This window comes from Allobosea robiniae (genome assembly GCF_900102525.1).
Lineage (GTDB): Bacteria > Pseudomonadota > Alphaproteobacteria > Rhizobiales > Beijerinckiaceae > Allobosea > Allobosea robiniae.
In genome coordinates, this window is sequence record NZ_FNBZ01000008.1 from 190,737 (window position 1) to 216,336 (window position 25,600).

37 protein-coding genes are annotated in these 25,600 nt (G+C 65.8%); 2 read left to right on the plus strand and 35 right to left on the minus strand.

What is annotated here, in order from left to right:
- Positions 1-20 precede the first annotated feature (20 nt).
- The 8 genes from BLQ70_RS21650 to crcB form a co-directional block, all read right to left on the minus strand.
- Complete coding sequence (locus BLQ70_RS21650; RefSeq protein WP_091861252.1) at positions 21-524, minus strand: lysozyme inhibitor LprI family protein; 504 nt, start codon at positions 522-524, stop codon at positions 21-23.
- Positions 525-574: 50 nt separating this feature from the next.
- The gene (locus BLQ70_RS21655) at positions 575-1,195 is read right to left on the minus strand and encodes a glutathione S-transferase family protein (protein WP_091861255.1); all 621 of its coding nucleotides are present in this window, start codon (positions 1,193-1,195) and stop codon (positions 575-577) included.
- A 194-nt stretch (positions 1,196-1,389) separates the two neighbouring features.
- Positions 1,390-3,390: an acetyl-CoA carboxylase biotin carboxylase subunit gene (locus BLQ70_RS21660; RefSeq protein ID WP_091861258.1), complete on the minus strand. Its 2,001-nt coding sequence runs from the start codon at positions 3,388-3,390 to the stop codon at positions 1,390-1,392.
- 256 nt (positions 3,391-3,646) lie between these two features.
- Positions 3,647-4,021: a hypothetical protein gene (locus BLQ70_RS21665; protein ID WP_244512118.1), complete on the minus strand. Its 375-nt coding sequence runs from the start codon at positions 4,019-4,021 to the stop codon at positions 3,647-3,649.
- 467 nt (positions 4,022-4,488) lie between these two features.
- On the minus strand, positions 4,489-5,166 hold the full coding sequence (locus BLQ70_RS21670; RefSeq protein ID WP_091861264.1) for an HAD-IA family hydrolase: 678 nt from the start codon (positions 5,164-5,166) through the stop codon (positions 4,489-4,491).
- 74 nt (positions 5,167-5,240) lie between these two features.
- Positions 5,241-5,723: a hypothetical protein gene (locus tag BLQ70_RS21675; RefSeq protein WP_139163616.1), complete on the minus strand. Its 483-nt coding sequence runs from the start codon at positions 5,721-5,723 to the stop codon at positions 5,241-5,243.
- A 94-nt stretch (positions 5,724-5,817) separates the two neighbouring features.
- Positions 5,818-7,071 carry an RluA family pseudouridine synthase gene (locus BLQ70_RS21680; RefSeq protein ID WP_091861270.1) on the minus strand — a complete coding sequence of 418 codons (1,254 nt, stop codon included), beginning with the start codon at positions 7,069-7,071 and terminating at the stop codon, positions 5,818-5,820.
- Positions 7,068-7,484 (minus strand): fluoride efflux transporter CrcB, encoded by a 417-nt coding sequence (gene crcB / locus BLQ70_RS21685; RefSeq protein WP_342028496.1) that lies wholly within the window; start codon positions 7,482-7,484, stop codon positions 7,068-7,070. Before crcB ends, BLQ70_RS21680 begins: the two co-directional genes overlap by 4 nt.
- 94 nt (positions 7,485-7,578) lie before the next feature.
- Here crcB and BLQ70_RS21690 point away from each other — a divergent pair, with 94 nt between their 5' ends.
- The gene (locus tag BLQ70_RS21690; protein ID WP_091861276.1) at positions 7,579-7,929 is read left to right on the plus strand and encodes a hypothetical protein; all 351 of its coding nucleotides are present in this window, start codon (positions 7,579-7,581) and stop codon (positions 7,927-7,929) included.
- 7 nt (positions 7,930-7,936) lie between these two features.
- Here the strand turns inward: BLQ70_RS21690 and BLQ70_RS21695 are convergent, their stop codons facing one another.
- Genes BLQ70_RS21695 through BLQ70_RS21705 form a run of 3 tightly spaced genes read right to left on the minus strand, consistent with a single transcriptional unit; the run spans position 7,937 to position 10,859 of the window.
- Complete coding sequence (locus BLQ70_RS21695; RefSeq protein WP_061967390.1) at positions 7,937-8,116, minus strand: hypothetical protein; 180 nt, start codon at positions 8,114-8,116, stop codon at positions 7,937-7,939.
- A gap of 2 nt (positions 8,117-8,118) precedes the next feature.
- Positions 8,119-9,426 carry a replication-associated recombination protein A gene (locus BLQ70_RS21700; RefSeq protein WP_091861279.1) on the minus strand — a complete coding sequence of 436 codons (1,308 nt, stop codon included), beginning with the start codon at positions 9,424-9,426 and terminating at the stop codon, positions 8,119-8,121.
- Positions 9,423-10,859, minus strand: coding sequence for a Do family serine endopeptidase (locus tag BLQ70_RS21705; protein ID WP_091861282.1), 1,437 nt, complete (start codon positions 10,857-10,859; stop codon positions 9,423-9,425). Before BLQ70_RS21705 ends, BLQ70_RS21700 begins: the two co-directional genes overlap by 4 nt.
- A gap of 147 nt (positions 10,860-11,006) precedes the next feature.
- Here BLQ70_RS21705 and BLQ70_RS21710 point away from each other — a divergent pair, with 147 nt between their 5' ends.
- Entirely contained in the window at positions 11,007-11,426 is a 420-nt protein-coding gene (locus tag BLQ70_RS21710; RefSeq protein ID WP_091861285.1) for a BLUF domain-containing protein, read from the plus strand.
- Between the two features lie 69 nt (positions 11,427-11,495).
- Here BLQ70_RS21710 and rplQ read toward each other — a convergent pair whose 3' ends face one another.
- The 24 genes from rplQ to rplB all read right to left on the minus strand — a co-directional run bounded on the left by rplQ (position 11,496) and on the right by rplB (position 25,599).
- Positions 11,496-11,912 carry a 50S ribosomal protein L17 gene (rplQ, locus tag BLQ70_RS21715; protein ID WP_061967384.1) on the minus strand — a complete coding sequence of 139 codons (417 nt, stop codon included), beginning with the start codon at positions 11,910-11,912 and terminating at the stop codon, positions 11,496-11,498.
- 114 nt (positions 11,913-12,026) lie between these two features.
- Positions 12,027-13,043 (minus strand): DNA-directed RNA polymerase subunit alpha, encoded by a 1,017-nt coding sequence (locus BLQ70_RS21720; RefSeq protein WP_061967382.1) that lies wholly within the window; start codon positions 13,041-13,043, stop codon positions 12,027-12,029.
- A gap of 91 nt (positions 13,044-13,134) precedes the next feature.
- A complete protein-coding gene (gene rpsK, locus BLQ70_RS21725) occupies positions 13,135-13,524 on the minus strand; it encodes a 30S ribosomal protein S11 (protein WP_043237079.1) in 390 nt (129 codons plus the stop codon).
- Between the two features lie 114 nt (positions 13,525-13,638).
- Entirely contained in the window at positions 13,639-14,007 is a 369-nt protein-coding gene (gene rpsM / locus BLQ70_RS21730; RefSeq protein WP_061967380.1) for a 30S ribosomal protein S13, read from the minus strand.
- Positions 14,008-14,357: 350 nt separating this feature from the next.
- Positions 14,358-15,557, minus strand: a complete 1,200-nt coding sequence (locus BLQ70_RS21735; RefSeq protein ID WP_091861288.1) for an ABC transporter substrate-binding protein — start codon at positions 15,555-15,557, stop codon at positions 14,358-14,360.
- 237 nt (positions 15,558-15,794) lie between these two features.
- Positions 15,795-16,388, minus strand: coding sequence for an adenylate kinase (locus tag BLQ70_RS21740; protein ID WP_091861291.1), 594 nt, complete (start codon positions 16,386-16,388; stop codon positions 15,795-15,797).
- 1 nt (position 16,389) lies between these two features.
- Complete coding sequence (gene secY, locus BLQ70_RS21745; RefSeq protein ID WP_061967375.1) at positions 16,390-17,727, minus strand: preprotein translocase subunit SecY; 1,338 nt, start codon at positions 17,725-17,727, stop codon at positions 16,390-16,392.
- A 155-nt stretch (positions 17,728-17,882) separates the two neighbouring features.
- Positions 17,883-18,359 (minus strand): 50S ribosomal protein L15, encoded by a 477-nt coding sequence (rplO, locus tag BLQ70_RS21750; RefSeq protein WP_061967373.1) that lies wholly within the window; start codon positions 18,357-18,359, stop codon positions 17,883-17,885.
- 12 nt (positions 18,360-18,371) lie between these two features.
- Positions 18,372-18,566: a 50S ribosomal protein L30 gene (gene rpmD, locus BLQ70_RS21755; protein ID WP_061967372.1), complete on the minus strand. Its 195-nt coding sequence runs from the start codon at positions 18,564-18,566 to the stop codon at positions 18,372-18,374.
- A 10-nt stretch (positions 18,567-18,576) separates the two neighbouring features.
- Entirely contained in the window at positions 18,577-19,140 is a 564-nt protein-coding gene (gene rpsE / locus BLQ70_RS21760; RefSeq protein ID WP_061967370.1) for a 30S ribosomal protein S5, read from the minus strand.
- Between the two features lie 142 nt (positions 19,141-19,282).
- Positions 19,283-19,645: a 50S ribosomal protein L18 gene (gene rplR / locus BLQ70_RS21765; protein WP_061967368.1), complete on the minus strand. Its 363-nt coding sequence runs from the start codon at positions 19,643-19,645 to the stop codon at positions 19,283-19,285.
- An 11-nt stretch (positions 19,646-19,656) separates the two neighbouring features.
- Positions 19,657-20,190 carry a 50S ribosomal protein L6 gene (rplF, locus tag BLQ70_RS21770; protein ID WP_061967366.1) on the minus strand — a complete coding sequence of 178 codons (534 nt, stop codon included), beginning with the start codon at positions 20,188-20,190 and terminating at the stop codon, positions 19,657-19,659.
- A 38-nt stretch (positions 20,191-20,228) separates the two neighbouring features.
- Positions 20,229-20,627, minus strand: a complete 399-nt coding sequence (gene rpsH, locus BLQ70_RS21775) for a 30S ribosomal protein S8 (protein ID WP_061967365.1) — start codon at positions 20,625-20,627, stop codon at positions 20,229-20,231.
- Positions 20,628-20,641: 14 nt separating this feature from the next.
- Positions 20,642-20,947, minus strand: a complete 306-nt coding sequence (rpsN, locus tag BLQ70_RS21780) for a 30S ribosomal protein S14 (RefSeq protein ID WP_091861294.1) — start codon at positions 20,945-20,947, stop codon at positions 20,642-20,644.
- Between the two features lie 36 nt (positions 20,948-20,983).
- Positions 20,984-21,550: a 50S ribosomal protein L5 gene (rplE, locus tag BLQ70_RS21785; RefSeq protein ID WP_061967361.1), complete on the minus strand. Its 567-nt coding sequence runs from the start codon at positions 21,548-21,550 to the stop codon at positions 20,984-20,986.
- On the minus strand, positions 21,543-21,860 hold the full coding sequence (gene rplX / locus BLQ70_RS21790; RefSeq protein WP_061967359.1) for a 50S ribosomal protein L24: 318 nt from the start codon (positions 21,858-21,860) through the stop codon (positions 21,543-21,545). The genes rplE and rplX overlap by 8 nt, the downstream gene beginning before the upstream one ends.
- Positions 21,860-22,228 carry a 50S ribosomal protein L14 gene (gene rplN, locus BLQ70_RS21795; protein ID WP_038365406.1) on the minus strand — a complete coding sequence of 123 codons (369 nt, stop codon included), beginning with the start codon at positions 22,226-22,228 and terminating at the stop codon, positions 21,860-21,862. Before rplN ends, rplX begins: the two co-directional genes overlap by 1 nt.
- Positions 22,229-22,437: 209 nt before the next feature.
- Positions 22,438-22,680 carry a 30S ribosomal protein S17 gene (gene rpsQ, locus BLQ70_RS21800; protein WP_091861297.1) on the minus strand — a complete coding sequence of 81 codons (243 nt, stop codon included), beginning with the start codon at positions 22,678-22,680 and terminating at the stop codon, positions 22,438-22,440.
- Between the two features lie 10 nt (positions 22,681-22,690).
- The gene (rpmC, locus tag BLQ70_RS21805; RefSeq protein ID WP_061967356.1) at positions 22,691-22,903 is read right to left on the minus strand and encodes a 50S ribosomal protein L29; all 213 of its coding nucleotides are present in this window, start codon (positions 22,901-22,903) and stop codon (positions 22,691-22,693) included.
- An 11-nt stretch (positions 22,904-22,914) separates the two neighbouring features.
- On the minus strand, positions 22,915-23,328 hold the full coding sequence (gene rplP / locus BLQ70_RS21810; RefSeq protein WP_038365403.1) for a 50S ribosomal protein L16: 414 nt from the start codon (positions 23,326-23,328) through the stop codon (positions 22,915-22,917).
- Positions 23,329-23,346: 18 nt separating this feature from the next.
- Positions 23,347-24,072 (minus strand): 30S ribosomal protein S3, encoded by a 726-nt coding sequence (rpsC, locus tag BLQ70_RS21815; RefSeq protein WP_061967354.1) that lies wholly within the window; start codon positions 24,070-24,072, stop codon positions 23,347-23,349.
- 10 nt (positions 24,073-24,082) lie between these two features.
- Positions 24,083-24,466: a 50S ribosomal protein L22 gene (gene rplV / locus BLQ70_RS21820; RefSeq protein ID WP_061967352.1), complete on the minus strand. Its 384-nt coding sequence runs from the start codon at positions 24,464-24,466 to the stop codon at positions 24,083-24,085.
- Positions 24,467-24,469: 3 nt separating this feature from the next.
- Positions 24,470-24,748: a 30S ribosomal protein S19 gene (gene rpsS, locus BLQ70_RS21825; RefSeq protein WP_061967350.1), complete on the minus strand. Its 279-nt coding sequence runs from the start codon at positions 24,746-24,748 to the stop codon at positions 24,470-24,472.
- An 8-nt stretch (positions 24,749-24,756) separates the two neighbouring features.
- Entirely contained in the window at positions 24,757-25,599 is an 843-nt protein-coding gene (gene rplB / locus BLQ70_RS21830; protein WP_091861300.1) for a 50S ribosomal protein L2, read from the minus strand.
- Position 25,600 lies beyond the last annotated feature (1 nt).

The window sequence follows — 25,600 nt, forward strand, 5'->3', positions numbered from 1 at the left end:
GGCGCAAGCGGCAGGCAGCTTCAGCGAATGATCCGAGGCGGCGCTTGCGGGCGTCGGCCGCCGGCCCGCGGCAGGGCTTTCGCGAGTTCGATCGCCCGGCCGGCGACCTCCCGCAATTCGCAGCCTGCCTGCCTTCCGGCTTGCAGCGCCTCCCGCTGGGTCGCGCCGTAGAAGGCACATTTCTGCGTGACATAGCTTTCCCAGGCGAGTTGCAGCGCCGCGAGCCGGCTGCGCTGGCCGGCATCGAGCCCTCGCCCCGTCACCTGCAGGGCAAGCGTCAGGCGCTCCCGCCAGGCCGCCTCCTCGCGCCGGGCGCAGGCGGCTTCAGCCCCGCGCGGATCGTTGCTGGCAGCGCGCACGCAAGCCACCGCCACCGAGCCGACGCACATCGAAGGCGAGGCGTTGCTGTCACGCAGGCAGCCGGAGAGCGCCGCGAGATCTGTCCGCAGCGTCGGCGAGGTCTGTGCGATTGCCGGCGCGGCAGCGAAGCTGCACAGGAGCAGGACCATCCGAAAAACGTTCATGCCGCCATCATGCCAGCCGCGGCGTCGGGATCAAGCCCGTCGCGCTGCCTTCACGTAATCGGCAACGGCAGCGCGGCCTGCGCTGCCGGCCTTGCGAAGAGCGCCTCGTACCAGCGCTGCACCGCCGGCCTTGCGATCCGCTCGACCGGCATGTTGAGCCAGCGATGGACACCGCAGCCGACAGCGATATCGGCCATGCCGAAGCGTTCGCCTGCGAGGAAGGGACGATCCGCCAGTTGCGCCTCGAGGATCGCCATCAGCGCCTCGGCCCGCGCGACACCATCGGCGATCGCCTTCGGATCGGTGAAGGCCGGCACCTTGCGCACCACGCCCCAGAGCACCGGCGCCAGCGCCGGCTGGAGCTCGGACTGCATCCAGTCCACCCAGCGATCGGCCAGCGCCCGCCGCGCCGGATCCTCGTCCCAGAGTACGCCCGCGGCATAACGGGCGGAAAGATAGCGCAGGATGCTGCTCGACTCCCAGAGGACGAGTTCGCCGTCGCGCAGTACCGGGATCTGCCGGTTCGGGTTCATCGCCGCGAATTCGGGGGTATCGAGCCCACCGAACGGCCCGCCGACATCGATACGCTCGAAGGCCTGTCCGGCCTCCCCGGCTGCCCAGACCACCTTCTGGACGTTGATCGAGCTCAACCGTCCCCAGATCGTCAGCATCTCAAATTCCTCAATCGCGTCCGTTCCCGGACGGAAGGCGACAATACAGTTCCGACAGCCCTCATCCTGAGGAGCCGCGGCACGCGGCGTCTCGAAGGATGTTCCAGAGAGCGCAGGAGCCTACTGGATCATCCTTCGAGACGCAGCCTTCGGCTGCTCCTCAGGATGAGGGCTCGCGGGTTCTCAAACGATGCTCAGGCGAATTCCATGATGACGGCATCGACCGCGAGCGAGTCGCCTTCCTTCGCCAGGATCTTGGCGATGGTGACGTCCTTCTCGGCGCGCAGCACGTTCTCCATCTTCATCGCCTCGACCATGGCGAGCGGCTCGCCAGCCTTGACCTCCTGCCCGACAGCAACCGAAATCGCCTTGACCAGGCCCGGCATCGGGCAGAGCAGGAACTTGCCGGTATCGGCAGCAACCTTCTCCGGCATCAGCGCGGCCAATTCCGCCTCGCGCTGCGTATAGACATGGGCATTGGCATAGGCGCCGGCATGGCCGAGCGCGACGCCGTTCAGGATGGGCCGGACCTGCGCTGCGACCTTCACCCCGTCGAGCGTGCCATGCCAGACCGGCTCGCCCGGCACCCACTCGCTGACGACGCTGACGCTGCGGCCCGCGAAGGCGATGTCAATCGCCCCGCCCTGCTCCGTCACCTCACCCTCGAAGCGCTCAGCGCCGAGCTGGACGATGCGCAAACGGTCGAAGGAAACCTTGCGCCAGCCTTCCATCTGCGCCGAGACATGACGCTTGCGCTGGTTCATGCGGTGGTCGCAGGCGATCGCGATCGCCGCCATGCGCTGCGCGGTCTCGCCTTGCGGCGCCGGCAGCGAGAAGCCTTCCGGAAACTCCTCGGCGATGAAGCCGGTCGAAAGATTGCCCGCGATCCAGCGCGGATGCTGCATCACCGCCGCGACGAAGGGGATGTTGTGGCGGATGCCGTCGATGGCGAAGGCATCGAGCGCCCGCGCTTGCGCCTTGATCGCAGCCTCGCGCGTCGGCGCGTGGGTCACGAGCTTCGCGATCATCGGGTCGTAATAGATCGAGATCTCGCCGCCCTCGAAGACGCCGGTATCGTTGCGCACAACCGCTTCGCCATCCGGCCCCTCGCTCGGCGGCCGATAGGTCACGAGCCGGCCGGTCGAAGGCAGGAAGTTGCGAGTCGGGTCCTCGGCATAGACTCTGGATTCCACCGCCCAGCCGTCAAGCTTCACATCCGCCTGCGAAATCGCGAGCTTCTCGCCATAGGCGACGCGGATCATCTGCTCGACCAGATCGATGCCGGTGATCATCTCGGTCACCGGGTGCTCGACCTGGAGGCGGGTGTTCATCTCCAGGAAATAGAAGGACTTGTCCTGGCCGGCGACGAACTCGACCGTGCCGGCCGAGTCGTAGTTCACGGCCTTGGCCAGCGCGACCGCCTGCTCGCCCATCTTCCTGCGGGTCGCCTCGTCGAGTAGCGGCGACGGCGCCTCCTCCAGAACCTTCTGATTGCGGCGCTGGATCGAGCATTCGCGCTCGCCGAGATAGATGACGTTGCCGTGCTTGTCGCCGAGGACCTGGATTTCGATATGGCGGGGATCGACGATGAACTTCTCGACGAAAACGCGATCATCGCCGAAGGAGGACGCGGCTTCCGACTTGGCGCGGGCAAAGCCCTCAGCCACCTCGCTTGAAGAATGGGCGATGCGCATGCCCTTGCCGCCGCCGCCGGCCGAGGCCTTGATCATCACGGGATAGCCGATCTCGTCGGCGATCGTCACGGCGTGCTCGGGGCTCTCGATGATGCCGAGGAAGCCGGGAACGGTGGAGACCTTGGCAGCGGCCGCTGCCTTCTTCGATTCGATCTTGTCGCCCATCGCGGCAATGGCGCCGGGATTGGGGCCGATGAAGACGATGCCGTTGTCCTTGAGCGCCTGGGCGAAGGCCTCGCGCTCGGACAAGAAGCCGTAGCCCGGGTGCACGGCCTGCGCCCCGGTTGCCTTGCAGGCATCGATGATCTTGTCGATCAGGAGATAGGATTGGGCGGCGGGGGCGGCGCCGATATGCACGGCCTCGTCGGCCATCTCGACATGCAGCGCATCGCGATCCGCGTCGGAATAGACGGCGACCGTCTTGATGCCCATGCGCTGAGCCGTCTTGATGACACGGCAGGCGATTTCGCCGCGGTTCGCGATCAGGATCTTCGAGAACATGCGCGGACCACCCCAGCTTCAGACCAGACTGCAATAGCCGGGGTGTATGGGACGCCGCAACTGCCGTCCACCGATGCGAAAGTCGGCAGCCCGCCAGATCGTTGTGCACGGATGCGCAGACCCGGCATCCTGCCCTTGTGAAGGAAGCGTCGAGCCGACGCCGTCATGCCCGGGCCTGCCCCGGGCATCTCTCGCAAGAAGCGCTTACCTTCTCCCGTCCAGGACTCTCGAGCCAAGCCGGAGAATGGCGCCGGGTTCAGCTTGCGAGCAGGACGCGCGGCGCGGCACCGATGCCGAAGCGAACCACATCCTTCGCCGCCCCCTTGGCGAAGGCGAAGGCGAGCAGCGTCTCATCGCAATGCTCGGCTTCGCGGACGATCTCGTTGGCGATGCGCTGGGCGGTGGCGGTCGGCCCCTCGCCGGCGGAGAGCGTCGTCACCAGCCAATGCGCCTTGTCGCGGTCGATCACGCCGGTGGGACGGTTTTCCCAGACGGCGAAGTCGACAACCAGCGCCACGAGGTAATCTGCATAGGCCTTGCAGCTTTGCGGCACGGCCCGGTCGAGCGCGACCAGGACATCGACGATATCCCGCGTGACGACGACGTCGTTCAAGATGTTACGTTGAAGCATCTTGACGTCTTCTTCGTCGATCGCGCGACGATCCATCACGCGATCGACGAATTCACGAAGCTCATGACCCATCATGTTCGAACCCCTGTCCGGCGTTGTTTTGTGCCGGTACGTTCCTGTTGTGGGAACACCATGAACCCGGTCCCCGCATCAGGTGGTTAACGCGCAAATCTGAACGGATATTCAGGTTAAACGGAACTGAGTCGACTTGGTTGCGAGGGTGTTACTGCGGGCGGTGCAGGCGCGACAAAGAGCGGCCCTCAACCCGTGTCGGGGGCAAGGGCGCTGGATGATATCGCCGCTGCGAAATCAGGCAGGCGAACACGGACAAGGCCCAAGTGGGTGAAGACATTCTGTGGCGCAGACGCGGCCTGGAGATCAATCGCCTCCGCCGGAACCACCCTTGTCATTCCGGGGCTTCGCGCAGCGAAGAGCCCGGAAACCGCGGCGATCCGCTGTGGATGGCCCTACGCCGCCACAGCCTTCGGCAATCCGAGCGCCGTCGGCAGCTCCGGGAACGCGCGCAGCACATGCCGGGCACCGAGCGCGACGAGGCTCTCGACCGGCTGGAACCCCCAGGAGACGGCGACAGGCACCACCCCGGCGGCAACCGCCATCTCGATGTCGAACGAGCTGTCGCCGACCATCGCGGTGCGCTCCGGCGCCGCACCGGTCTCCGCCATCGCCCGCTGGATCATCCCGGGATGCGGCTTCGAGGGAGCATCGTCAGCCGACTGCACCGTATCGAACAGGCCCTGCCAGCCATGCCGGGCGACGATGAACTCCGCCCCCTTGCGCGACTTTCCGGTGGCGATGCCGAGCTTCAGCCCGCCATGGCGCCTCAGCTCGGCCAGCGTCTCGGCGACGCCCGCGAAGAGCGGCTCGTCCAGCGACGGATCGGTCTCGGCCTGCACACGCATCGCGCTGAAGACCTGGCGATAGGTCTCGGTCAGCACATCGTCGGGCTCGGCCAGCCCGGCAAGCCGCGCCATCGCGATGTCGAGCGTCAGCCCGACGATGCCGAGACCAGCTTCGCGCCCGGGATGAATCCGCTCGCAGCGCCTGAAAGTCTCGTATTGCGCGCCGAGGATGATCGCCTCGGAATTGATCAGCGTGCCGTCGAGATCGAAGATGATGAGATCCATGCCGGGGCTTTATCCCGAATTGCCGAGGCAATCCACTGCAAGCCCGTCATGGCATCATTCCGCGCGTGAGCGGCTCAGCCCCTGGCTTCGCGGGCGCAGGCATCGACCGCCTTGCGCAGATCGGCACCGTCGAGCCCCTTGGCACGCGCCTCCTTGCGGCATTCGGAGCGCTGGGCGAGATCCGGCCGCTTGCCGTTGAAGCAGGCGGTCAATGCCGCGATGCGTTCCGCGCCCTGCAGCTTGCGGCCGTCGGCCTCTTCCTTGCAGGCGGCCCGCGCCGCCACCGCCGTCGGTTTGCCGTCGCGCGTGAGGCCATCATGGGCATAGAGCTGCACACCCGGGAACTTGCCCTGCATGCAGATGCGCATCGCCGCGCGCAAATCCACGCCGGCGAGCGCGATATTCTCGGACACGCAATCCTGCCGGGCCTTCGCCCGCTCGGCGCGCGGGATCGGCTCATCCGCCGACGCGGCGACGGCAGCCGGCGCGGTGGTCTGCGCCTGGGCGGCTCCCGCAAGACCGAGAACAAAGCTGGAAACGATCAAAACCGAACGCATGGTCAGCCCCTCCGATGACGAGAACATAGTTAGAACAGAAAGCGTTTTGTTCCGCAACTGTTCTCTGACGTTTCGTCACCGCCTGGGAGAGGCCTCACTCGTCCGGCGCCTCGACGATCGGATCGTAGGGCGCGTCATCGAAGCCGAGCAGGTTCCAGCTCTGGCGCATATGAGGCGGCAGCGGCGCGCTAACGTCGATCGTGCCCTTGCCGCGCGGATGCGGCAGCACGATCCGCCGCGCCAGCAGGTGCAGCTTGTTCTGGATGCCGCCGGGCAATTCCCAGTTCTGGATGTTGAAATATTTGGGGTCGCCGATGATCGGGTGGCCGATATGGGCGGCGTGGGCGCGCAGCTGGTGGGTGCGCCCGGTCACCGGCTTGAGCGACAGCCAGCCGAGCTTCTGCGCCGCCGTCTCGACCACCGCGTAATAGGTGACGGCATGCATCGCGCCGTCCTCGCCATGCTTGGCGACGGCCATGCGCTGGTCGCCGTCATAGGCCTCCTCGCGGGCGAGATAGGTCGAGATCCGGCCCTGGCGCACGCGCGGCACGCCCGCCACCAGCGCCCAGTAGACCTTGCGGGCCGAGCGTGAACGGAAGGTCTTGGCCAGCGTCGCCGCCGCGAAGCGCGACTTGGCGATGACGAGGCAGCCGGCGGTGTCCTTGTCGAGACGGTGGACGAGGCGGGGCTTCTGGCCGCTCTTGTCGGTCAGCACCTCGAGCATCTGGTCGACATGCCGCGTCGTGCCGGAACCGCCCTGCACGGCAAGGCCAGCCGGCTTGTTGAGCACGATGACGTCGTCATCCTCGTAAAGCGTGATCGAACGCAGGAATTCAACCGTGTCGGTATCCGCCTTGAGCGAGCGCGGGCGCTGCTCCTGCGGCTCGAGCTTGAGCGGCGGGATGCGCACCGTCTGGCCTTCTTCGAGCCGATCCTTGCTGTCGGCGCGCTTGCCGTTGACGCGCAGTTCGCCCTTCCGGACGATGCGCTGGATATGGCTGAAGGAGAGCTGCGGGAAACGCGCCTCGAGGAAGCGGTCGATCCGCATCTCGTTCTCGTCCGGCGTCACCACGAGCTGCTGCACGCCGGTCGAGAGCACCTCGGAGGTCTCGGCCTTGACCTGGGCGCGGGTCGGCTTGGGGGCCTCCTCCACCGGCCGCGGGCGCGGCGAGCGCTGCACGCGCTCCTCGCCGGCAGCCGGGCGCGCGGCTGCCCTGCGCCGGGCGTCGTGGCTCAGCCGCTTGCCGCGCGGAGCCCCCGCGGATGGCGGCTTGCCACCGCGCCCGGAGCTGCCGGGGCCCTTGCCGCCAGCGCCCTTGTTACCGGGACCTTTGCCGCCCGTCTTCATGACATGCTCCGCATCATCGCGAGGCCACCGAGCAGCGCCGCCAGCGACAGCACGACCGAGCCGATCACATAGGTGGCCGCCAGCATCGTCTCGCCCCGCTCCCAGAGCAGGACGGCATCGAGCGAGAAGGCCGAGAAGGTCGTGAAGCCGCCGAGCACGCCGGTGGCGAGGAAGAGCCGCAGGTCCTGCGGCACGCCCTCGCCGGCACGGAAGGCGAACCAGCCGGCGACGAGCCCCATCAGGGCCGAGCCGATGATGTTGATGGCCATGGTGCCATAGGGAAAGCCCATGCCGAACCAGCGCGGCGAAACGACATTGATGCCGTGGCGCAAGGCGCCGCCGATGCCGGCGCCGATAAAAACGAAAGCGGTGGAGATCATCGTTGTGGAATAGAGCGCACGCTCGCCTTGCACAAACGAAATCCGCCGCAATTGCACGGCTCGGTGCAGCCGGGCAGGAAGCCCGGCGTCAGGAATAGGCCCGGCGGGAACGATGGGAACGGCAAGGATGCGTCTTCAGCTTCGGATCGGCGGCGCAGGGCTGCTTGCCGCCATGGTCATCCTCGGCAGCGCGGCCGCCTTCGCCCAGCAGAGCGGCAACACGGGCACCGACTGGCCGACGGAAAAATGCAACCGCTACAGGAAGGCCTATGACCAGTCGCTGGCGCGCCTCGGCAAGAAGGGCCTGGGCGCGGAATTCCTCGCCAGCCACGACGCCTTCCTCGCCTCGAACTGCCAGGCCCGTGCCGAGGTCTGCGCCCGCAGCAAGGAGGAGCTCGAGCTTGCCAACCGGCTCGTCGTGATGGCGATGAACAGCGGCATGGCGAGTACTTTCCCGCCCTTCTATTGCCGCAACTGAGCCCGGCTCAACGCTGGCGGCGCTGCCGCAGCCGGGGATGCACGTACAGCTCGAAGGCGATGGTCAGCACGATGAAGACGAGCGCAATGGCGAAGGCCACGACCCAATAGGAGACATCGTCCTTCGAGACGAACCAGCCCGCGATCACCGAGGGCACGATCATGAACAGGCGCGCCAGCAAGAACATCCCTACTCCCCCCGCTCCTGCCGGAGCTTCTCCCAATATTCCAGCCGCTTGCGGATCTCGCGCTCGAAACCGCGCTCGGGCGGATCGTAGAAGCGCTGGCGGCCCAGCACATCCGGCCAGTAGTTCTGCCCGGAGAAGGCATCGGGCTGGTCGTGGTCATAGGCATAGTCGGCGCCGTAGCCCTCCTCGCGCATCAGCTTGGTCGGCGCATTGAGGATGGTCTTGGGCGGCGTCAGGGAGCCCCGCTCCTTCGCCACCCGCGCGGCAGCCTTGTAAGCCATATAGGCCGCGTTCGATTTCGGTGCGGTCGCCAGATAGATCACGCAATTGGCCAGCGCGAGCTCACCTTCGGGCGTGCCGAGCTGCTCATAGGTCTGCGCCGCCGCGCGGGCATGGATCAGGGCCTGCGGATCGGCGAGCCCGATATCCTCCACCGCCATCCTGACCAGCCGCCGCGCCAGGAAGCGCGGGTCCTCGCCGGCATCGAGCATGCGCGCGAAATAGTAGAGCGCCGCATCGGGATCGGAGCCGCGGATCGTCTTGTGCAGGGCCGAGATCAGGTTGTAATGGCCGTCCTGCGCCTTGTCGTAGATCGGCGCCCGGCGCTGGATCACCTCGGACAGGCCATGCTCGTCGAGAATCTCGCCCGGCTTCGCCGCTCGCCAGATTTCCTCGGCCAGCGTCAGCACGGCGCGCCCGTCACCATCGGCGAAGCGCGCCAGCGCCAATCGCGCCTCCGGCGTCAATGGCAGCTCCCGGCTTTCCAGGACCTCGGCCCGGCCGAGCAGGAAGAGCAGCGAGCCCTCGTCCAGCGACTTGAAGGTCAGGACGCGCGCCCGCGACAGCAGCGCCGCATTGAGCGCGAAGGACGGGTTCTCGGTGGTCGCGCCGATCAGCGTGATCGTGCCGTCTTCCATGACCGGTAGGAAGGCATCGAGCTGGGCGCGGTTGAAGCGATGGATCTCGTCGACGAAGAGCAGCGTGCCCCGGCCGCCCAAACGGCGTCCGCGCGCCGCCTCGAACACCTTCTTGAGATCGGCGACGCCCGAGAAGATCGCGCTGATCTGCTCGAAGCCGAGATCGACCAGCCCGGCGAGCAGCCGCGCGACCGTCGTCTTGCCGGTACCCGGCGGCCCCCAGAAGATCAGGCTGCCGATCGTGCCGGAGGCGACGAGCCGCGTCAGCGCCCCGTCGGGCCCGGTCAGATGCTCCTGGCCCGCGACCTCGGCGAGCGTCGTCGGACGCAGGCGGTCGGCAAGCGGCCGCGGGCCGGACTTGTCCAGCCCCGAGGCTGAGAACAGGTCGCTCACCCCGGGAAGACCGAGGTGATCGTCTGGCCGTTGCGGGTGATCGTCACCTCCCAGGCACGCCTGCGATCCTTGAGGATCGTCTCGACCTCACGCGACGTGGTCATCTGTTCGCCGTTCAGCGCCTTGATGATGTCGCCCTTCTGGAAGCCGACATTGGCCGCGGTGCTGCCCTCCTCGACCTCGCTGACAACGACGCCTTCATTGCCGGTGTCGATCGAGAGTTCCTCGGCCAGCGCCGGAGACATGTTCCCGACGGTCAGGCCGGCAAGCGGCGAACGGCTCGTCAGCTTCACCATGTCGCGCGGCCGCGTCTCGGGCGCAGCGATGAGCTTCACGGGGATCGAGATGCGCTTGCCGCTGCGCAGCACGCTGAGCATCGTCGTGCCGCCGATCGGCCGGGTGGCGAAGCGGTAGCCGAAGGATTCGGGATCGTCGACATTGACGCCATCGACCGAGAGGATGACGTCCGAGCGCTTCAGGCCCGCCTGATCGGCCGGCCCCTTGTCGACGACACTGGCAACGACCGAGCCCGCCGGCCGGTCGAGCCCGAGCCCGTCCGCGACCTCGGCCGTGAGGCTCTGCAGCCGCGCCCCGAACCAGGGACGCTTGACCGTCTTGACGCCGGCCTTGGCGCTGTCGACGACGAGGCGCACCATCGCCGAGGGAATGGCGAAGCCGATGCCGACGCTGCCGCCCGAGCGCGAATAGATCGCGGTGTTGATGCCGACGACGCGGCCCTTCATGTCGATCAGCGCGCCGCCCGAATTGCCGGGATTGATCGCCGCATCGGTCTGGATGAAGGATTGCGCATCGCCGACGCCGATCTGCGTGCGCGCCAGGGCCGAGACGATGCCCTGCGTCACCGTCTGGCCGACGCCGAAGGGGTTGCCCATCGCCAGCACGATGTCGCCGACCTGGAGTTCGTCGGTATCGGCGAGCGCGATCGCGGTCAGGTTCTTCGCGTCGGCAAGCTTGAGCACGGCAAGATCGGTGCGCGGATCGCGCAGCAGGATCGTGGCCTCGACCTCGCGCTTGTCGGCGAAGGCGACCTTCACCTCGCTCATGTTCTCGATGACGTGGTTGTTGGTGACCACGAGCCCGGCGCCGGCATCGACGATCACGCCGGAGCCGAGCGAGCGCTGCACCCGCTCGCGCGGTACGCCGAAGCCGCCATCGCCGAAGAAGCGGCGGAAGAACGGGTCGTCCATGAAGGGGTTCTGCGGGCGCTTCTCGACGCGCGCGCCATAGACGTTCACGACCGCGGCCTGCGTCTGCTTGACCAGTGGCGCGAAGGAGAGCGTCACCTGCTCGCGGGTCTCAGGCACCTGCCGCTGCTGGGCAAGCGCCGGCCACGGTGCGACGCCGGCCAGCAGAGCGCCCGCCAGGGCAGCCGCGGCCAGGGTCTTCCGATAGGGTGCGGGGCGGTGGATCATGCTCGTCCTCGTTCAGAAACAAAAAGCGCCGGCGCGGAGTTTTCCGTTCAGGCGTGGCACCCGCTATACCCGTGTAACGCCCTGCGGTTCCCGCAGCGGCATCTCCCAACCCGATATGGCCATTTCTGGCCGGATAGGAAGAGCAGGATGAGCCTGATTCGGCTTGTGTACGCCAGCGAGAGCCGGCTCGTCGACGCCAATCGCCGTGCGGAGCTGGACAGGATCCTGACAAGCGCCCGCCGCTTCAACGACCAGAACGACATCACCGGCTTCCTGTTGGCGACGGAAAAGGCCTTCGCGCAGGTGCTGGAAGGATCGCGGGACAACGTGGCCGAAACCTATGGCCGGATCGTGATGGACCCGCGCCACACGGCCTTTCGGGTACTTTCGGAAGAACCGATCGTCGCCCGCTCCTTCGCCGGCTGGGCGATGGGCATCGCCGAGCGCGACGAGACCACCAGCTTCATCTTCGGCCTGTATGGGGTGACACCCGAAGCCGACCTCCACGCCCAGCCGCTGGAGATCCTCATCGACCTCGCTGGGGAGCTCGCGGGACGGCCCATCTAAGGACAGCACAACCAAAGAAAAAGGCGGCCCCGAAGGACCGCCTTTTCCAATTCAGTCAGAGGAAGCCGATCAGGCGGCTTCGTCTTCCGCCGTGAAGACCGGGCCCGAATCCTTGCCCTTGGCATCGACGTCGCGGTCGACGAACTCGATGATCGCCATCGGGGCGTTGTCGCCGAAGCGGAAACCCGCCTTCATGATGCGGAGATAGCCGCCGTTGCGCTCCTTGTAGCGCGGGCCGAGGACCGCGAAGAGCTTGCCGACCAGCTCGACATCCTTGATCTGCGCGATCGCCTGACGGCGGGCGTGCAGGTCGCCGCGCTTGCCGAGCGTGATCAGCTTCTCGACGACCGGACGCAGGTCCTTGGCCTTCGGCAGCGTGGTGGTGATCTGCTCGTGCTTGATCAGGGCCTGGGCCATGTTGGCGAACATCGCCTGGCGATGCTCGGCCGAGCGGTTGAAACGACGACCGCGGAAACCGTGACGCATTGTTTGGCTCCTTCGTTGCTTACGGCCGCCGTGCCACGGAACGGCCGTTCGTTATGCTCCGGCTCAGATGAGCCGGGCGGGGTTGGCGCGGGATGCCTCCCGCGCCGTCTTTTCTCAGTAGTGCTCTTCGAAGCGCTTCGCGAGCTCTTCGATGTTCTCCGGCGGCCAGCCCTGGACGTCCATGCCCAGATGCAGGCCCATGGTGGCGAGCACTTCCTTGATCTCGTTCAGCGACTTGCGGCCGAAGTTCGGGGTGCGCAGCATCTCGCCCTCGGACTTCTGGATGAGGTCGCCGATATAGACGATGTTGTCGTTCTTCAGGCAGTTCGCCGAGCGGACCGAAAGCTCGAGCTCGTCGACCTTCTTGAGCAGTGCCGGGTTGAAGGGCAGCTGCGGCGCGGTCGAGACGGCCTCTTCCTTGCGCGGCTCCTCGAAGGTGATGAACACCGCGAGCTGGTCCTGCAGGATGCGGGCGGCGAGCGCCAGCGCGTCCTCGGGGGTGACCGAGCCGTTGGTCTCGATCGCCAGCGTCAGCGAGTCCTTGTCGAGGTTCTGGCCCTCGCGGGTGTTCTCGACGCGGTAGGAGACCTTCTTGACCGGCGAATACAGGCTGTCGACCGGGATCAGGCCGATCGGCGCGTCCTCGGGACGGTTCTGCTCGGCCGGGACATAGCCCTTGCCGGTATTGACCGTGAACTCCATGCGGATCTCGGCCCCGTCGTCCAGCGTGCAGAGCACGAGGTCGGGGTTCAGGATCGCCACGTCGCCGATGGTGTTGATGTCGCCGGCGGTGACGGTGCCCGGGCCGGACTTGCGCAGCGTCATGCGCTTCGGGCCCTCGCCCTGCATCTTGACCGCGATGGCCTTGATGTTGAGGACGATGTCGGTGACGTCCTCGCGGACGCCCGGGATCGAGGAGAACTCGTGGAGAACGCCGTCGATCTGGACGGCGGTCACGGCCGCGCCCTGGAGCGACGACAGCAGCACGCGACGGAGCGCATTGCCGAGCGTCATGCCGAAGCCGCGCTCGAGCGGACGCGCAACCACAGTCGCCTGACGCTTCGGGTCGTCTCCGACCTTCACTTCGAGCTTGTTCGGCTTGGAAAGATCCTGCCAGTTCTTGCTGATCACGACCGCACTCCTGGTGCTGAATTCATCTGGCGGCCACCGCCGCCCCGGACAGGCGCCCGCCCCTGCGGGCGCCTCATGCAATGGTCAGACGTCAGACGCGACGGCGCTTGCGCGGACGGCAACCATTGTGCGGGATCGGCGTCACGTCGCGGATCGAGGTCACGGTGAAGCCCGCGGCCTGGAGAGCGCGAAGAGCCGACTCGCGGCCCGAACCCGGACCGGTCACCTCGACCTCGAGGGTGCGCATGCCGTGCTCGGCAGCCTTGCGGGCGGCATCCTCGGCAGCGACCTGGGCGGCATAGGGGGTCGACTTGCGCGAGCCCTTGAAGCCCATCGTGCCGGCCGACGACCACGAGATCGTGTTGCCCTGCGCGTCGGTGATGGTGATCATGGTGTTGTTGAACGAGGCGTTCACATGCGCGACGCCGGAGACGATGTTCTTGCGTTCGCGACGACGGACGCGCTGGGCTTCCTTGGCCATATCTCTTCTTCCATCCTTCAGGCGCGCCCGTCATGCCAGGCGCTGGGGATGCCGGCGGCCCGTGAGCGGACCGTCCGGCGTATAGACAGCGGGCCGACTAGCGGCCCGCCGAAATCACTTCTTCTTGCCGGCGATCGGCTTCGCCTTGCCCTTGCGGGTGCGGGCGTTGGTGTGCGTGCGCTGGCCGCGGACCGGCAGCGAGCGACGATGACGCAGCCCGCGATAGCAGCCGAGGTCCATCAGGCGCTTGATGTTCATCGAGACTTCGCGGCGCAGATCGCCCTCGACGAGGTAGTCGCGGTCGATCGTCTCGCGGATCTGCAGGACTTCGGCGTCGGTCAGCTGGTTGACGCGACGCTCGGCAGCGATGCCGACCTTCTCGCAGATCTCCTGGGCCTTGGACGCGCCAATGCCGTGGATGTACTGCAGGCCGATGACGACGCGCTTGCCGGTGGGAATGTTGACGCCCGCGATACGAGCCATGGTCTCATCTCCATGTCGGCCGAAGCACCCGATGGCACCCCGGCGGTGGGGAAAAATCCTACGTCCGGTGGAGGCCGGCTCATGCAGGACGTTGAACGGCTCCACGCGATAATGCGACGTCGTCCCTTCTCGCGAAGGCAACGGCATCGCTCCCATGAAACCGGATTGCGGCTCGTTAACGGGTTGGGCGCAACGAGTCAACCCGTCGCAACCAAGAAACATGCCAAGGCCGGCGAAGTGGCCGAAGCGCTGCGAGGTCAAGGCGGTAGCCGCGATTGCTATATAAGGGCCCCGTCATTCCAGGCAAGCGGCGGAACCGCGCCCGGAACGACGGACTCAAGCGAGAACCCTCACTTCTTCACCAGGCTGCACTTGCTCTCCGAGAGCGGCGCGATGATCTCGGCCGCCGGGATCTTGCGGACGACCTTGAAGTAATCCCAGGGCGCCTTCGAATCGGCGGGCTTCTTCACCTCGACCAGCAGCATGTCGTTCATCAGCCGGCCATCCTCGCGGATCTTGGCGCCGGGTGCGTAGAAATCGTCGACCGGCATCTCCTTCATCTTCGCCGCGACCGCAGGGCCCGCTGCCGTACCGGCCGCCTTCACCGCCTTGAGATAGTGCAGCACCGAGGAATAGACGCTGGCCTGGATCATGCCCGGCATCTTCTTGGTCTTCGCCATGTAGCGGTCGGCGAAGGCCCGGCTCGGCTTGTCGGCGTCATGGTAGTAGGCGGTGGTCGTGATCAGCCCCTTGGCCTTGTCGAGCCCGAGCCCGTGGACGTCGCTCAGCACCACGACCATCGCCGCGAGCTTCTGGCCGCCATCGACCAGGCCGAATTCGCCGGCCTGCTTGATCGAGTTGATCGTGTCGGTGCCGGCATTGGCGAAGGCGACGATCTTGGCCTTGGAGGCCTGGGCCTGCAGCAGGAAAGAGGAGAAGTCCGGCGTCCCCAACGGCGCGCGCACCGTGCCCAGCGTCTTGCCGCCATTGGCCTTCACGATCGACTCGATATCGGCGGTGAGCTGATGGCCGAAAGCGTAGTCGGCGGCGATGATGTACCAGCTGTCGCCGCCTTCGCGCAGCACCGACAGCGCCGTGCCCTTGGCTGAGGTCGCCGTGTCGAAGGTCCACATGAAGCCGGTCGGCGAGCAGTCCTCGTTGAAGAGGCGCGTCGTCGCCGGGCCATTATAGAGCGCGATCTTCTGCTTTTCCTTGGCGATGCCGGCCACCCCCAGTGCAACGGCGGAGTTGGTGAGGTCCGCGATCGCGGTGACGCCGTCCACATCATACCAGCGCCGGGCCAGCCCGACGGCGATATCCGGCTTGTTCTGGTGATCGGCTGCGACGATCTCGATCGGCTTGCCCAGCACCGAGCCGCCGAAATCCTCGATCGCCATCTTCGCAGCCTCGACCGAGCCGAGACCGCCGAATTCAGCATAATTGCCCGACTGGTCGTTGAGGATGCCGATCTTCACCGCATCCTGCGCCCGCGCCGCCGCCGGCATCAGCGCCAGCGTGCTCGCGACCAGCAACGCACCAAACCTCGTCATGTGCCTGCTCCCTGTCCTGCATCCGGACCCGGAAAGGCGCTTCGCCACCTGGTCGACGGACGCTTGCCACCGCTTTGCGCGGATTGGGTCTCAGCACATCCGCCGGGGGTAAGCCTGTCAACGCACGGGTGGAGCGAGAAAAGGCAAAGGCAGTCCCGCAAAAGCGCACCGCGGAAATGAAAAACCCGGCCGGACCGCAAAGTCCGCCCGGGTTCGAACTTGTTCGCCTAGGAGCGCTCAGCCCTGCGCCGCCACCGAAAGCGCATCGCTGATCGCCCGCGAGACGTCGTCGATCGGCTGCATGCCGTCGATCGCAGTCAGCTGGCCGCGCTTGTCGTAATAGGGCGCAACCACCGCCGTATCGCGATTATAGGCCTCGAGCCGGGTCTTGAAGACCTCCGGATCGTCATCCTTGCGCACCGGCTCTCCAGCCGCCCTCGCCTCCTCGGCGCGGCGGACGATGCGGTCGACAAGCTTGGTCTGGTCGACCCTGAGCTCGAGCACGGCATCGAGCTTCAGCCCCTTGCCGTCGAGCATCTTGTCCAGCGCCTCGGCCTGCGCCAGCGTCCGCGGAAAGCCGTCGAGGATGAAGCCTTTCCTGGCGTCGGCCTCTTCGATGCGGTCGGCGACGATGCCGATGACGATCTCGTCCGAGACCAGCCCGCCCGCGTCCATCACGGCCTTGGCCTTCTGGCCGACCGGCGTGCCGGCGGCGACGGCTGCGCGCAGCATGTCGCCGGTCGAGAGTTGCGGAATGCCGTGCTTCGCGACGATGCGCGCCGCCTGAGTGCCCTTACCCGCCCCCGGCGGCCCCAGGAAAATCAACCGCATCTTATCTCCGCGCTCCTCGCAACTTGGCCTTCTTGACCAGCCCTTCGTACTGATGGGCCAGCAGGTGCCCGTGAACTTGCGCCACGGTGTCCATCGTCGTCGTCACCACGATGAGCAGCGAGGTGCCGCCCAGCAGGATGATCGGGATCTGAGCATAGGTGATCATGAACTCGGGGATAAGGCAGACAATCGTCAAATATCCTGCGCCGAGAACGGTGATGCGGGTGAGGATGCGATCGATATGCTCGGCGGTCCGCTCGCCCGGGCGGATGCCCGGCATGAAGCCGCCATGCTTCTTGAGATTGTCCGCCGTCTCCACCGGATTGAACACGATCGCGGTGTAGAAGAAGCAGAAGAAGATGATCAGCGCGGCGTAGAGGATCATGAACGCCGGCCGGCCATGCGCCAGATAGGTCGCCATCGTCGACAGGAAGCCGGTGCCGCCCGAGGCCTGCGAGAAGCTCGCGACGGTGGTCGGCAGCAGCAGCAGGGACGAGGCGAAGATCGGCGGGATGACGCCGGAGGTGTTGAGCTTCAGCGGCAGGAACGAGGTCTGGCCCTCGTACATGCGGTTGCCGACCTGGCGCTTCGGATAGTTGATCAAGAGGCGGCGCTGGGCGCGCTCCATGAACACGCAGAAGGCGATGACGCAGATCGCCATCACGAGCACGCCGAGCAGCAGGCCGGTCGAGATCGCGCCCTGGCGGCCGAGCTCGAAGGTCTGGGCGAGCTGCGAGGGGAATTCCGCGATGATACCCGCGAAGATGATCATCGAGGTGCCGTTGCCGATGCCGCGGCTGGTGATCTGCTCGCCGAGCCAGAGCAGGAACATCGTGCCGCCGACGAGCGTGATCGTGGTCGAGAGCAGGAAGAACGGCCCGGGTTCGAGCACAAGGTTACCCGAACCCTGGAGACCCACGCCGATCGCGTAAGCCTGGAATACGGCCAGCACGAGGGTCAGGTAGCGGGTGTACTGGTTCAGGGTCTTGCGACCCTGCTCGCCTTCCTTCTTCAGCGCCTCGAACGTCGGCACGACACTCGAGAGCAGCTGCACGATGATCGAGGCCGAGATGTAGGGCATGATCGCCAGTGCGAAGATCGCGAGACGCCCGACGGCACCGCCAGAGAACATGTTGAACATGCCGAGCATGCCGGACTGGGTCTGGCGGAACAGGTCGGCCACCGCGTCCGGGTTCATGCCCGGCAGCGGGATGTAGGTGCCGAGCCGGTAGATGACGAGCGCGCCCAGCGTGAACCAGATTCGCTTCTTGAGTTCATCCGCCTTGGCGAAGGCCCCGAAATTGAGGTTCGCCGCAAGCTGTTCAGCCGCCGATGCCATGCGTCCGGTCCCTGGGTCTCAAACTGGTCGTTGAAGCACAACTGCCAACGCACGCGTGGTGCTGTCTGCGGATTCGTGCCTTGCGTCAAACAGTCAAACGGCGGCCAAGGCGCTGGGCCCGGCCGCCGTTCGCAAACGTCATGTAGGCGTTCGGATCACGCCTGTGAAGCGGCAGCCAGAATCTTGACCGAACCGCCAGCCTTCTCGATCGCAGCCACGGCCGACTTGGACGCGCCGTAGACCTCGAAAGCGAGCTTGGTCTTGAGCTCGCCGACGCCGAGGATCTTGACGCCGTCCTTGGCCTGACGGGTGATGACACCGGCGGCGACGAGCGCCTCGATGGTCACGGCGCCCTTGGCGTCGAGCTTGCCGGCTTCCACTGCCTGCTGGATGCGGCCGAGGTTCACCTCGTTCAGATCCTTGGCGAACAGGTTGTGGAAACCGCGCTTCGGCAGGCGACGATACAGCGGCATCTGGCCGCCTTCGAAGCCCTTGATGGCGACGCCGGCGCGCGAGGTCTGACCCTTCACGCCGCGACCACCGGTCTTGCCCTTGCCGGAGCCGATGCCACGGCCGACGCGCATGCGCTGCTTCAGAGCGCCTTCGTTGTCACGGATATCATTGAGTTTCATGTGACGCCCTCCTCACTTCGCGTCGACGACGCGGACGAGGTGCTTGACCTTCTCGACCATGCCACGCACCGCGGGGGTGTCCTGGAGGGTCGAGCGGCGGCGGATCTTGTTCAGGCCGAGACCGATCAGGGTCTGGCGCTGGGTGGCCTCGCGGCGGATCGGCGAACCGATCTGCTCGATGGTGAAGGTCTTCTCAGCCTTTGCCATGATACCCCCCTCACGCTTCCGCGGCCGCATCCGTGCCGGCATCGCGGCGACGGGTCTGCAGGGCCGAAACCTTGAGCGAACGACGCGCCGCGACCGAACGCGGGCTGTCTTCGTTCTTCAGCGCGTCGAACGTGGCGCGCACGAGGTTGTACGGGTTGGAGGAGCCGAGCGACTTCGACACGACGTCCTGCATGCCGACCGCCTCGAAGACGGCGCGCATCGGGCCGCCGGCGATGATGCCGGTACCAGCCGGAGCCGCACGCAGCACGACCTTGCCGGCGCCATGGCGGCCCTGCACGTCGTGATGGAGGGTGCGGCCCTCGCGCAGCGGGATGCGGACGAGGCCGCGCTTGGCGGCTTCCGTCGCCTTGCGGATCGCCTCGGGAACTTCACGGGCCTTGCCGTGGCCGAAGCCGACGCGGCCCTTCTGGTCGCCGACGACGACAAGCGCGGCGAAGCCGAAGCGACGCCCGCCCTTCACCACCTTGGCGACGCGGTTGATGTGGACGAGCTTGTCCACGAACTCGGAAACTTCCGCTTCCCGGTCCCTACGCTCACGCGGCTCTCTAGCCATGTCTGTCCTCTTACTTGCGCGGACGAGGATCGAAGCCCCGCCGCTCGCTCGAGCCTAACCCCGTGCGTCATTGCGCGGGGAAGCCTAAAACGGATGCCGCCCGGCAGGCGCGAAACGCCTTGCCGGGCGAAACCCGATAACCTCAGAAGCTGAGGCCGCCCTCGCGGGCTGCATCGGCCAGCGCCTTGACGCGGCCATGGTACATGTACGGGCCACGGTCGAAGACCACATCCGTCACGCCGGCCTTGACCGCGCGCTCGGCAACGATCTTGCCGATCTGGGTGGCGGCTTCGACATTCGCGCCGGACTTGATCTGCTCGCGCACATCCTTGTCCCGCGACGAGGCGGAAGCGAGGGTGACCCCCTTCACGTCGTCGATGACCTGGGCGTAGATCTGCTTGCCGGTGCGATGCACCGACAGGCGCGGGCGACCATTGGCAACCGCCTTGATCGCGCGGCGGACGCGGGCCTTGCGGCGCGCAGTCACATCGTTCTGCTTGCTCATGGCTGGCGTCCTTACTTCTTCTTGCCTTCCTTGCGGAAGATGAATTCGCCGGCGTACTTGACGCCCTTGCCCTTGTAGGGCTCGGGGCCGCGATAGTCGCGGATTTCCGCGGCGGTCTGGCCGACGATCTGCTTGTCGATGCCGACGACGACGATTTCCGTCGGCTTCGGCGTGGTGATCGCGACGCCTTCCGGGATGGCGTAGTCGATGTCGTGGCTGTAGCCCAGCGACAGCTTCAGCACCTTGCCGTTGACCGCGGCCTTGTAGCCGACGCCGTTGATCTCGAGGCGCTTCTCGAAACCAGCGGTGGTGCCGATCACGAGGTTGTTGATGCGGGCACGCGAGGTGCCCCAGAGCGCACGGGCGCGCTTCGACTGCGAACGCGGCTGGACCGCGATCGCACCGTCCTCCATGGCAACCGAGACGTCCTCGGGAACCGTGAAGGAGAGCTCGCCCTTCGAGCCCTTGATCTTGACCAGCTGGCCGGTGACCGAGGCAGTGACGCCCGCGGGAACCGAAACCGGCTTCTTACCGATACGAGACATTTGGATCTCTCCTGAAAGTGAGCGGGGCGCCTGTAAGGTCAGAAGACCTTGCAGAGCACTTCGCCGCCCACGTTCTGCTCGCGGGCCACATGATCGGCCATCACGCCACGCGGCGTCGAGACGATCGTCACGCCAAGGCCATCGGCCACGCGCGGCATTGTCTCGACCGACGAGTAGACGCGGCGGCCGGGCTTCGAAACACGCGAGATCGACCGGATGACCGGCAGGCCCTCGTGATACTTCAGCTCGATGTCGAACTCCGTCCGGCCGTTGCCGAACTCGGTCTGGCTGTAGCCGCGGATGTAACCCTCGGACTGCAGCACGTCGAGCACGCGGGCGCGCAGCTTCGAGCCGGGGGTGGAAACGCGGGATTTGCGACGCATCTGCGCATTGCGGATGCGGGTCAGCATATCGCCGAGCGGATCAATGATTGCCATTGTTCCAGTCCTCCTTACCAGCTCGACTTAACGAGGCCGGGAACCAGCCCCTTGTTGCCGAGCTCACGCAGCGCGATACGCGACATCTTGAGCTTGCGATAAACCGCGCGCGGGCGGCCCGTCACTTCGCAACGGTTGCGAATGCGGATCTTGGCCGAGTTGCGCGGCAGTTCGGCCAGCTTCAGGCGGGCGAGGAAGCGCTCGTCCATGGGCTGGTTGTCGTCATTGGCGATCGCGAGAAGGCGAGCCCGGCGGCCGGCGAATTTCTTCACCAGCTTCCTGCGACGCTCGTTGTTCTCGACGGAGCTTTTCTTAGCCATCGATCTCTCCTGGTTTCCGCGTATGAACGCTTAGGTTCACTGCCGGAACGGGAAGTTGAAGTGCTTGAGCAGGGCGCGTGCCTCGTCGTCCGACTTCGCAGTCGTGCAGACGATGACGTCCATACCCAGGACCTGGTCGACCTTGTCGTAGTTGATCTCGGGGAACACGATATGCTCCTTGATCCCGAGCGCGAAATTGCCGCGCCCGTCGAACGACTTGGGGTTGAGGCCCCGGAAGTCGCGCACGCGCGGCAAGGCGATGGTGACGAGCCGGTCGACGAACTCGAACATCTTGGTCTTGCGCAGCGTGACCTTGCAGCCAACCGCCATGTTCTCGCGCAGCTTGAAGCCGGCGATGGCGAGGCGGGACTTGGTGATGACCGGCTTCTGGCCGGCGATCATGGCGAGATCCGCGGCAGCGACGTCGACCTTCTTACGGTCCGCAGTCGCTTCGCCAACGCCCATGTTGATGACGATCTTCTCGATCGTCGGCACTTCCATGACGTTCTTGTAGCCGAATTCGGCGATCATCGCGGGACGGACGACGTCCTCGTAATGCTTCTTCATGCGCGGCGAGAGAGCCGCCTGCTGAGCCTCAGCCATCGATCAGATCCCCCGAACGCTTGGCAAAACGAACCTTGCGACCGTCATCGAGCACCTTGAAACCGACGCGGGTGGCCTGGCCATCCTTCGGATCGGCAACAGCGATGTTCGACAGGTCGATCGTCGCTTCCTTGCTGATGATGCCGCCCTCGGACTGCGCGGACTGCTTGGTGTGACGCTTCACCAGGTTGACGCCGCGAACGACCGCACGGCCGTCCTTCGGCAGGACCTGGAGCACTTCACCCGACTTGCCCTTGTCGCGACCAGCGAGCACGACGACCTTGTCGCCCTTCTTGATCTTAGCAGCCATCACAGCACCTCCGGCGCCAGCGAGATGATCTTCATGTGGTTCTTGGCGCGCAGCTCGCGCGGAACCGGTCCGAAGATACGCGTGCCGACCGGCTCCTTCTGGTTGTTGATCAGCACCGCCGCATTGCGGTCGAAGCGGATCACCGAACCGTCCTGGCGCTTGACGTCCTTGGCGGTGCGAACGACGACCGCCTTCATGACGTCGCCCTTCTTCACGCGACCGCGCGGGATGGCTTCCTTGATCGAGACGACAATGATGTCGCCGATGCGGGCATAGCGCCGCTTCGACCCGCCGAGAACCTTGATGCACATCACGCGACGGGCGCCGGAATTGTCGGCGACGTCGAGATTCGTCTGCACCTGGATCATGGCCTTGATCCTTCCAATCTGTGTATCAGCGCGGTTTCCCGGCCAGCCTCAGCGCTGGCGGGGACTACGACTGACGGGGGTCGATCGCCCCCTGGCCTCAAAACAAAACACGATCCGCAAAAGTGGGAACCACTCTTGCGGAGAAACATGCCCGGCTTCTTTCCTGCCGCGCCCGCCCCTGATTCGGGGCCGGGCGAAGCCGTCTCGAATCACACCTTGGGGGCGTCCTCGAGCACAACCCAGCTTTTCAGCTTGGAAATCGGCTTGGACTCCTCGATCCAGACCGTGTCGCCGACCTTGAACGCACCCACTTCGTCATGGGCGTGATAGTTCTTCGTGCGGCGCACCGTCTTCTTGAGGAGCGGGTGCGTATAACGCCGCTCGACCTTGACCACAACAGTTTTGTTCTGCTTGTCGCTGACGACGACGCCCTGCAGTACGCGCTTAGGCATTATTCTCTCCTCACGCGCTCGCTGCGACGGTCTTCGACCGCTGCAGCGTCTTGATGCGGGCGATGTCCTTGCGCACTTCGGTGACGCGCGCGGTGTTCTCGAGCTGGCCGGTCGCCTTCTGGAAGCGCAGGTTGAACTGCTCCTTCTTCAGCTTGAGCAGCTCGTCCTGGAGCTGGTCCGTGCTCATGGCCTTCAGGTCGGACTGACGCTGTGCAATTTTCATATTGTCCTCCCTTACTCGGCGATGCGCTGAATGAAGCGGGTCTTGATCGGCAGCTTGGCGGCGCCGAGGCGGAGCGCCTCGCGGGCGATCTCCTCGGACACGCCGTCGAGCTCGAACATGATCCGGCCCGGCTTGACCTTGGCCGCCCAGAACTCGGGCGAACCCTTGCCCTTACCCATGCGGACTTCGGTCGGCTTCTTCGAAACCGGCACGTCCGGGAAGATGCGGATCCAGACACGGCCGACGCGCTTCATGGCGCGGGTGATCGCGCGGCGGGCCGCCTCGATCTGCCGGGCGGTGACGCGCTCGGGTTCCTGGGCCTTCAGGCCGAACTGGCCGAAGTTGAGATCCGTGCCGCCCTTGGCGACGCCGGAGATGCGTCCCTTGAACTGCTTGCGGAACTTGGTGCGTTTTGGTTGCAGCATGGCTCTTCTCGATCAGCCTTACGCAGCCTGCTCACGACGATCGCGATGGTCGCGATCACGACCGCCTGAGCGGCCGCCCTCGTCGGAGAGGCGCTTGTCCTGGGCCATCGGGTCATGTTCCAGGATCTCGCCCTTGAAGATCCAGACCTTGATGCCGCACGTCCCGTAGGTCGTGAAAGCGGTGGCGACGCCGTAATCGACGTCGGCGCGCAGCGTATGCAGCGGCACGCGGCCCTCACGATACCATTCGAGGCGGGCGATCTCGGCGCCGCCGAGGCGGCCCGAGCAGTTGATGCGGATGCCTTCGGCACCGAGACGCATCGCCGACTGAACGGCGCGCTTCATGGCGCGACGGAAGGCGACACGGCGCTCGAGCTGCTGGGCGATCGAGTCGGCGACGAGCGTCGCGTCGATCTCGGGCTTGCGCACCTCGACGATGTTGATCGTCACGTCGGCCTTGGTGAGCTTCGAGACCTCCTTGCGGAGCTTCTCGATGTCAGCGCCCTTCTTGCCGATCACCACGCCCGGACGGGCCGAGTGGATGGTGACGCGGCACTTCCGGTGCGGACGCTCGATGATGATCTTCGAGACGGCGGCCTGCTTCAACAGCTTCATGAGGGCGGCGCGGATGGCCATGTCCTCATGCAGAAGCTGGCCGTACTCGCCCTTGGCCGCGAACCAACGCGAGTCCCAGGTGCGGTTGATGCCGAGGCGAAGGCCGATCGGATTGATTTTCTGACCCATCGTTCTCTCCTCAGGCCTTGGCCGCAGCGACTTCGCGCACGATGATCGTGATGTTCGCGAAGGGCTTCAGGATGCGGGCGCCACGACCACGGGCACGAGCGTGGAAACGCTTCATGACGAGGGCCTTGCCGACGAAGGCCTGTGCCACGACGAGATCGTCGACGTCGAGATCATGATTGTTCTCGGCGTTGGCGATCGCGCTCTGCAGGCACTTGCGCACGTCGAGCGAGATCCGCTTGCGCGAGAACTCGAGATCGGCGAGCGCGGTCGAGACCTTCTTGCCACGGATCAGCTGGGCGACGAGGTTCAGCTTCTGCGGCGAGACGCGAAGGTTGCGAGCGATCGCAGTGGCTTCGTTCTCGGGCAGCGCACGGGGGGCTGATGCTTTACCCATGGCTTACTTCCTCTTCGCCTTCTTGTCGGCAGCGTGGCCGTGGAAGGTGCGCGTCGGCGAGAACTCGCCGAACTTGTGGCCCACCATCTCCTCGGACACGGACACCGGCACATGCTTGTGACCGTTGTAGACGCCGAACGTCAGACCGACGAACTGCGGCAGGATCGTGGAGCGACGGCTCCAGATCTTGATAACTTCACTACGGCTCGAGGTCCTGGCGACCTCGGCCTTCTTCAGGAGGTATCCGTCGACGAACGGACCTTTCCAAAGCGAACGCGCCATGACGGACCTCAGTTCTTCTTCTTGCGGGCGTGACGGCTCGACACGATGAACGTATCGGTCCGCTTGTTCGAGCGGGTCTTCTTGCCCTTGGTCGGCAGACCCCAGGGCGTAACCGGATGGCGACCACCCGACGTCCGGCCTTCACCACCACCATGCGGGTGGTCGACCGGGTTCATCGAGACGCCGCGGTTATGCGGACGGCGGCCGAGCCAGCGCGAGCGACCGGCCTTGCCGTCGTTCCGGTTCATGTGATCCGGGTTCGAGACGGCGCCGACCGTGGCGTAGCACTGGCCGGAGATCAGGCGCTGCTCGCCCGAGTTCAGGCGAACGATGACGTAGCCCTGGTCGCGGCCGACGATCTGGGCGTAGTTGCCGGCCGAACGGGCCAGAGCGCCACCCTTGCCGATCTTCAGCTCGACATTGTGGACGATCGTGCCGATCGGCAGCGAGCCCATCGGAGCCGCGTTGCCGGGCTTCACGTCGACCGAGTCACCGGCAACCACCGTGTCGCCGACAGCCAGGCGCTGCGGCGCCAGGATGTAGGCCTGCTCGCCGTCCTGATACTTGATCAGGGCGATGAAGGCGGTGCGGTTCGGATCGTATTCGAGCCGCTCGACGGTCGCCGGGATGCCGGCCTTGCCGCGACGCTTGAAGTCGACGAGGCGCAGCGTGCGCTTGTGACCACCGCCGCGGAAGCGGACGGTGATGCGACCGGTGTTGTTGCGGCCGCCCGAGGACGAAAGGCCCTCGGTCAGCGCCTTGACCGGCTTGCCCTTGTAGAGCTCGCTGCGGTCGACGATCACGAGCTGGCGAAGGCTCGGCGTGATCGGCTTGAAATGTTTCAAAGCCATG

Coding starts and splice junctions, on each gene's coding strand:
- BLQ70_RS21650 (WP_091861252.1), bottom strand. CDS start 524: ATGAACGTTTTTCGGATGGTCCTGCTCCTGTGCAGCTTCGCTGCCGCG.
- BLQ70_RS21655 (WP_091861255.1), bottom strand. CDS start 1,195: ATGCTGACGATCTGGGGACGGTTGAGCTCGATCAACGTCCAGAAGGTG.
- BLQ70_RS21660 (WP_091861258.1), bottom strand. CDS start 3,390: ATGTTCTCGAAGATCCTGATCGCGAACCGCGGCGAAATCGCCTGCCGT.
- BLQ70_RS21665 (WP_244512118.1), bottom strand. CDS start 4,021: ATGCTTCAACGTAACATCTTGAACGACGTCGTCGTCACGCGGGATATC.
- BLQ70_RS21670 (WP_091861264.1), bottom strand. CDS start 5,166: ATGGATCTCATCATCTTCGATCTCGACGGCACGCTGATCAATTCCGAG.
- BLQ70_RS21675 (WP_139163616.1), bottom strand. CDS start 5,723: ATGCGTTCGGTTTTGATCGTTTCCAGCTTTGTTCTCGGTCTTGCGGGA.
- BLQ70_RS21680 (WP_091861270.1), bottom strand. CDS start 7,071: ATGAAGACGGGCGGCAAAGGTCCCGGTAACAAGGGCGCTGGCGGCAAG.
- BLQ70_RS21690 (WP_091861276.1), top strand. CDS start 7,579: ATGCGTCTTCAGCTTCGGATCGGCGGCGCAGGGCTGCTTGCCGCCATG.
- BLQ70_RS21695 (WP_061967390.1), bottom strand. CDS start 8,116: ATGTTCTTGCTGGCGCGCCTGTTCATGATCGTGCCCTCGGTGATCGCG.
- BLQ70_RS21705 (WP_091861282.1), bottom strand. CDS start 10,859: ATGATCCACCGCCCCGCACCCTATCGGAAGACCCTGGCCGCGGCTGCC.
- BLQ70_RS21710 (WP_091861285.1), top strand. CDS start 11,007: ATGAGCCTGATTCGGCTTGTGTACGCCAGCGAGAGCCGGCTCGTCGAC.
- rplQ (WP_061967384.1), bottom strand. CDS start 11,912: ATGCGTCACGGTTTCCGCGGTCGTCGTTTCAACCGCTCGGCCGAGCAT.
- rpsK (WP_043237079.1), bottom strand. CDS start 13,524: ATGGCCAAGGAAGCCCAGCGCGTCCGTCGTCGCGAACGCAAGAACATC.
- rpsM (WP_061967380.1), bottom strand. CDS start 14,007: ATGGCTCGTATCGCGGGCGTCAACATTCCCACCGGCAAGCGCGTCGTC.
- BLQ70_RS21735 (WP_091861288.1), bottom strand. CDS start 15,557: ATGACGAGGTTTGGTGCGTTGCTGGTCGCGAGCACGCTGGCGCTGATG.
- BLQ70_RS21740 (WP_091861291.1), bottom strand. CDS start 16,388: ATGCGGTTGATTTTCCTGGGGCCGCCGGGGGCGGGTAAGGGCACTCAG.
- secY (WP_061967375.1), bottom strand. CDS start 17,727: ATGGCATCGGCGGCTGAACAGCTTGCGGCGAACCTCAATTTCGGGGCC.
- rplO (WP_061967373.1), bottom strand. CDS start 18,359: ATGAAACTCAATGATATCCGTGACAACGAAGGCGCTCTGAAGCAGCGC.
- rpmD (WP_061967372.1), bottom strand. CDS start 18,566: ATGGCAAAGGCTGAGAAGACCTTCACCATCGAGCAGATCGGTTCGCCG.
- rpsE (WP_061967370.1), bottom strand. CDS start 19,140: ATGGCTAGAGAGCCGCGTGAGCGTAGGGACCGGGAAGCGGAAGTTTCC.
- rplR (WP_061967368.1), bottom strand. CDS start 19,645: ATGAGCAAGCAGAACGATGTGACTGCGCGCCGCAAGGCCCGCGTCCGC.
- rplF (WP_061967366.1), bottom strand. CDS start 20,190: ATGTCTCGTATCGGTAAGAAGCCGGTTTCGGTTCCCGCGGGCGTCACT.
- rpsH (WP_061967365.1), bottom strand. CDS start 20,627: ATGGCAATCATTGATCCGCTCGGCGATATGCTGACCCGCATCCGCAAT.
- rpsN (WP_091861294.1), bottom strand. CDS start 20,947: ATGGCTAAGAAAAGCTCCGTCGAGAACAACGAGCGTCGCAGGAAGCTG.
- rplE (WP_061967361.1), bottom strand. CDS start 21,550: ATGGCTGAGGCTCAGCAGGCGGCTCTCTCGCCGCGCATGAAGAAGCAT.
- rplX (WP_061967359.1), bottom strand. CDS start 21,860: ATGGCTGCTAAGATCAAGAAGGGCGACAAGGTCGTCGTGCTCGCTGGT.
- rplN (WP_038365406.1), bottom strand. CDS start 22,228: ATGATCCAGGTGCAGACGAATCTCGACGTCGCCGACAATTCCGGCGCC.
- rpsQ (WP_091861297.1), bottom strand. CDS start 22,680: ATGCCTAAGCGCGTACTGCAGGGCGTCGTCGTCAGCGACAAGCAGAAC.
- rpmC (WP_061967356.1), bottom strand. CDS start 22,903: ATGAAAATTGCACAGCGTCAGTCCGACCTGAAGGCCATGAGCACGGAC.
- rplP (WP_038365403.1), bottom strand. CDS start 23,328: ATGCTGCAACCAAAACGCACCAAGTTCCGCAAGCAGTTCAAGGGACGC.
- rpsC (WP_061967354.1), bottom strand. CDS start 24,072: ATGGGTCAGAAAATCAATCCGATCGGCCTTCGCCTCGGCATCAACCGC.
- rplV (WP_061967352.1), bottom strand. CDS start 24,466: ATGGGTAAAGCATCAGCCCCCCGTGCGCTGCCCGAGAACGAAGCCACT.
- rpsS (WP_061967350.1), bottom strand. CDS start 24,748: ATGGCGCGTTCGCTTTGGAAAGGTCCGTTCGTCGACGGATACCTCCTG.
- rplB (WP_091861300.1), bottom strand. CDS start 25,599: ATGGCTTTGAAACATTTCAAGCCGATCACGCCGAGCCTTCGCCAGCTC.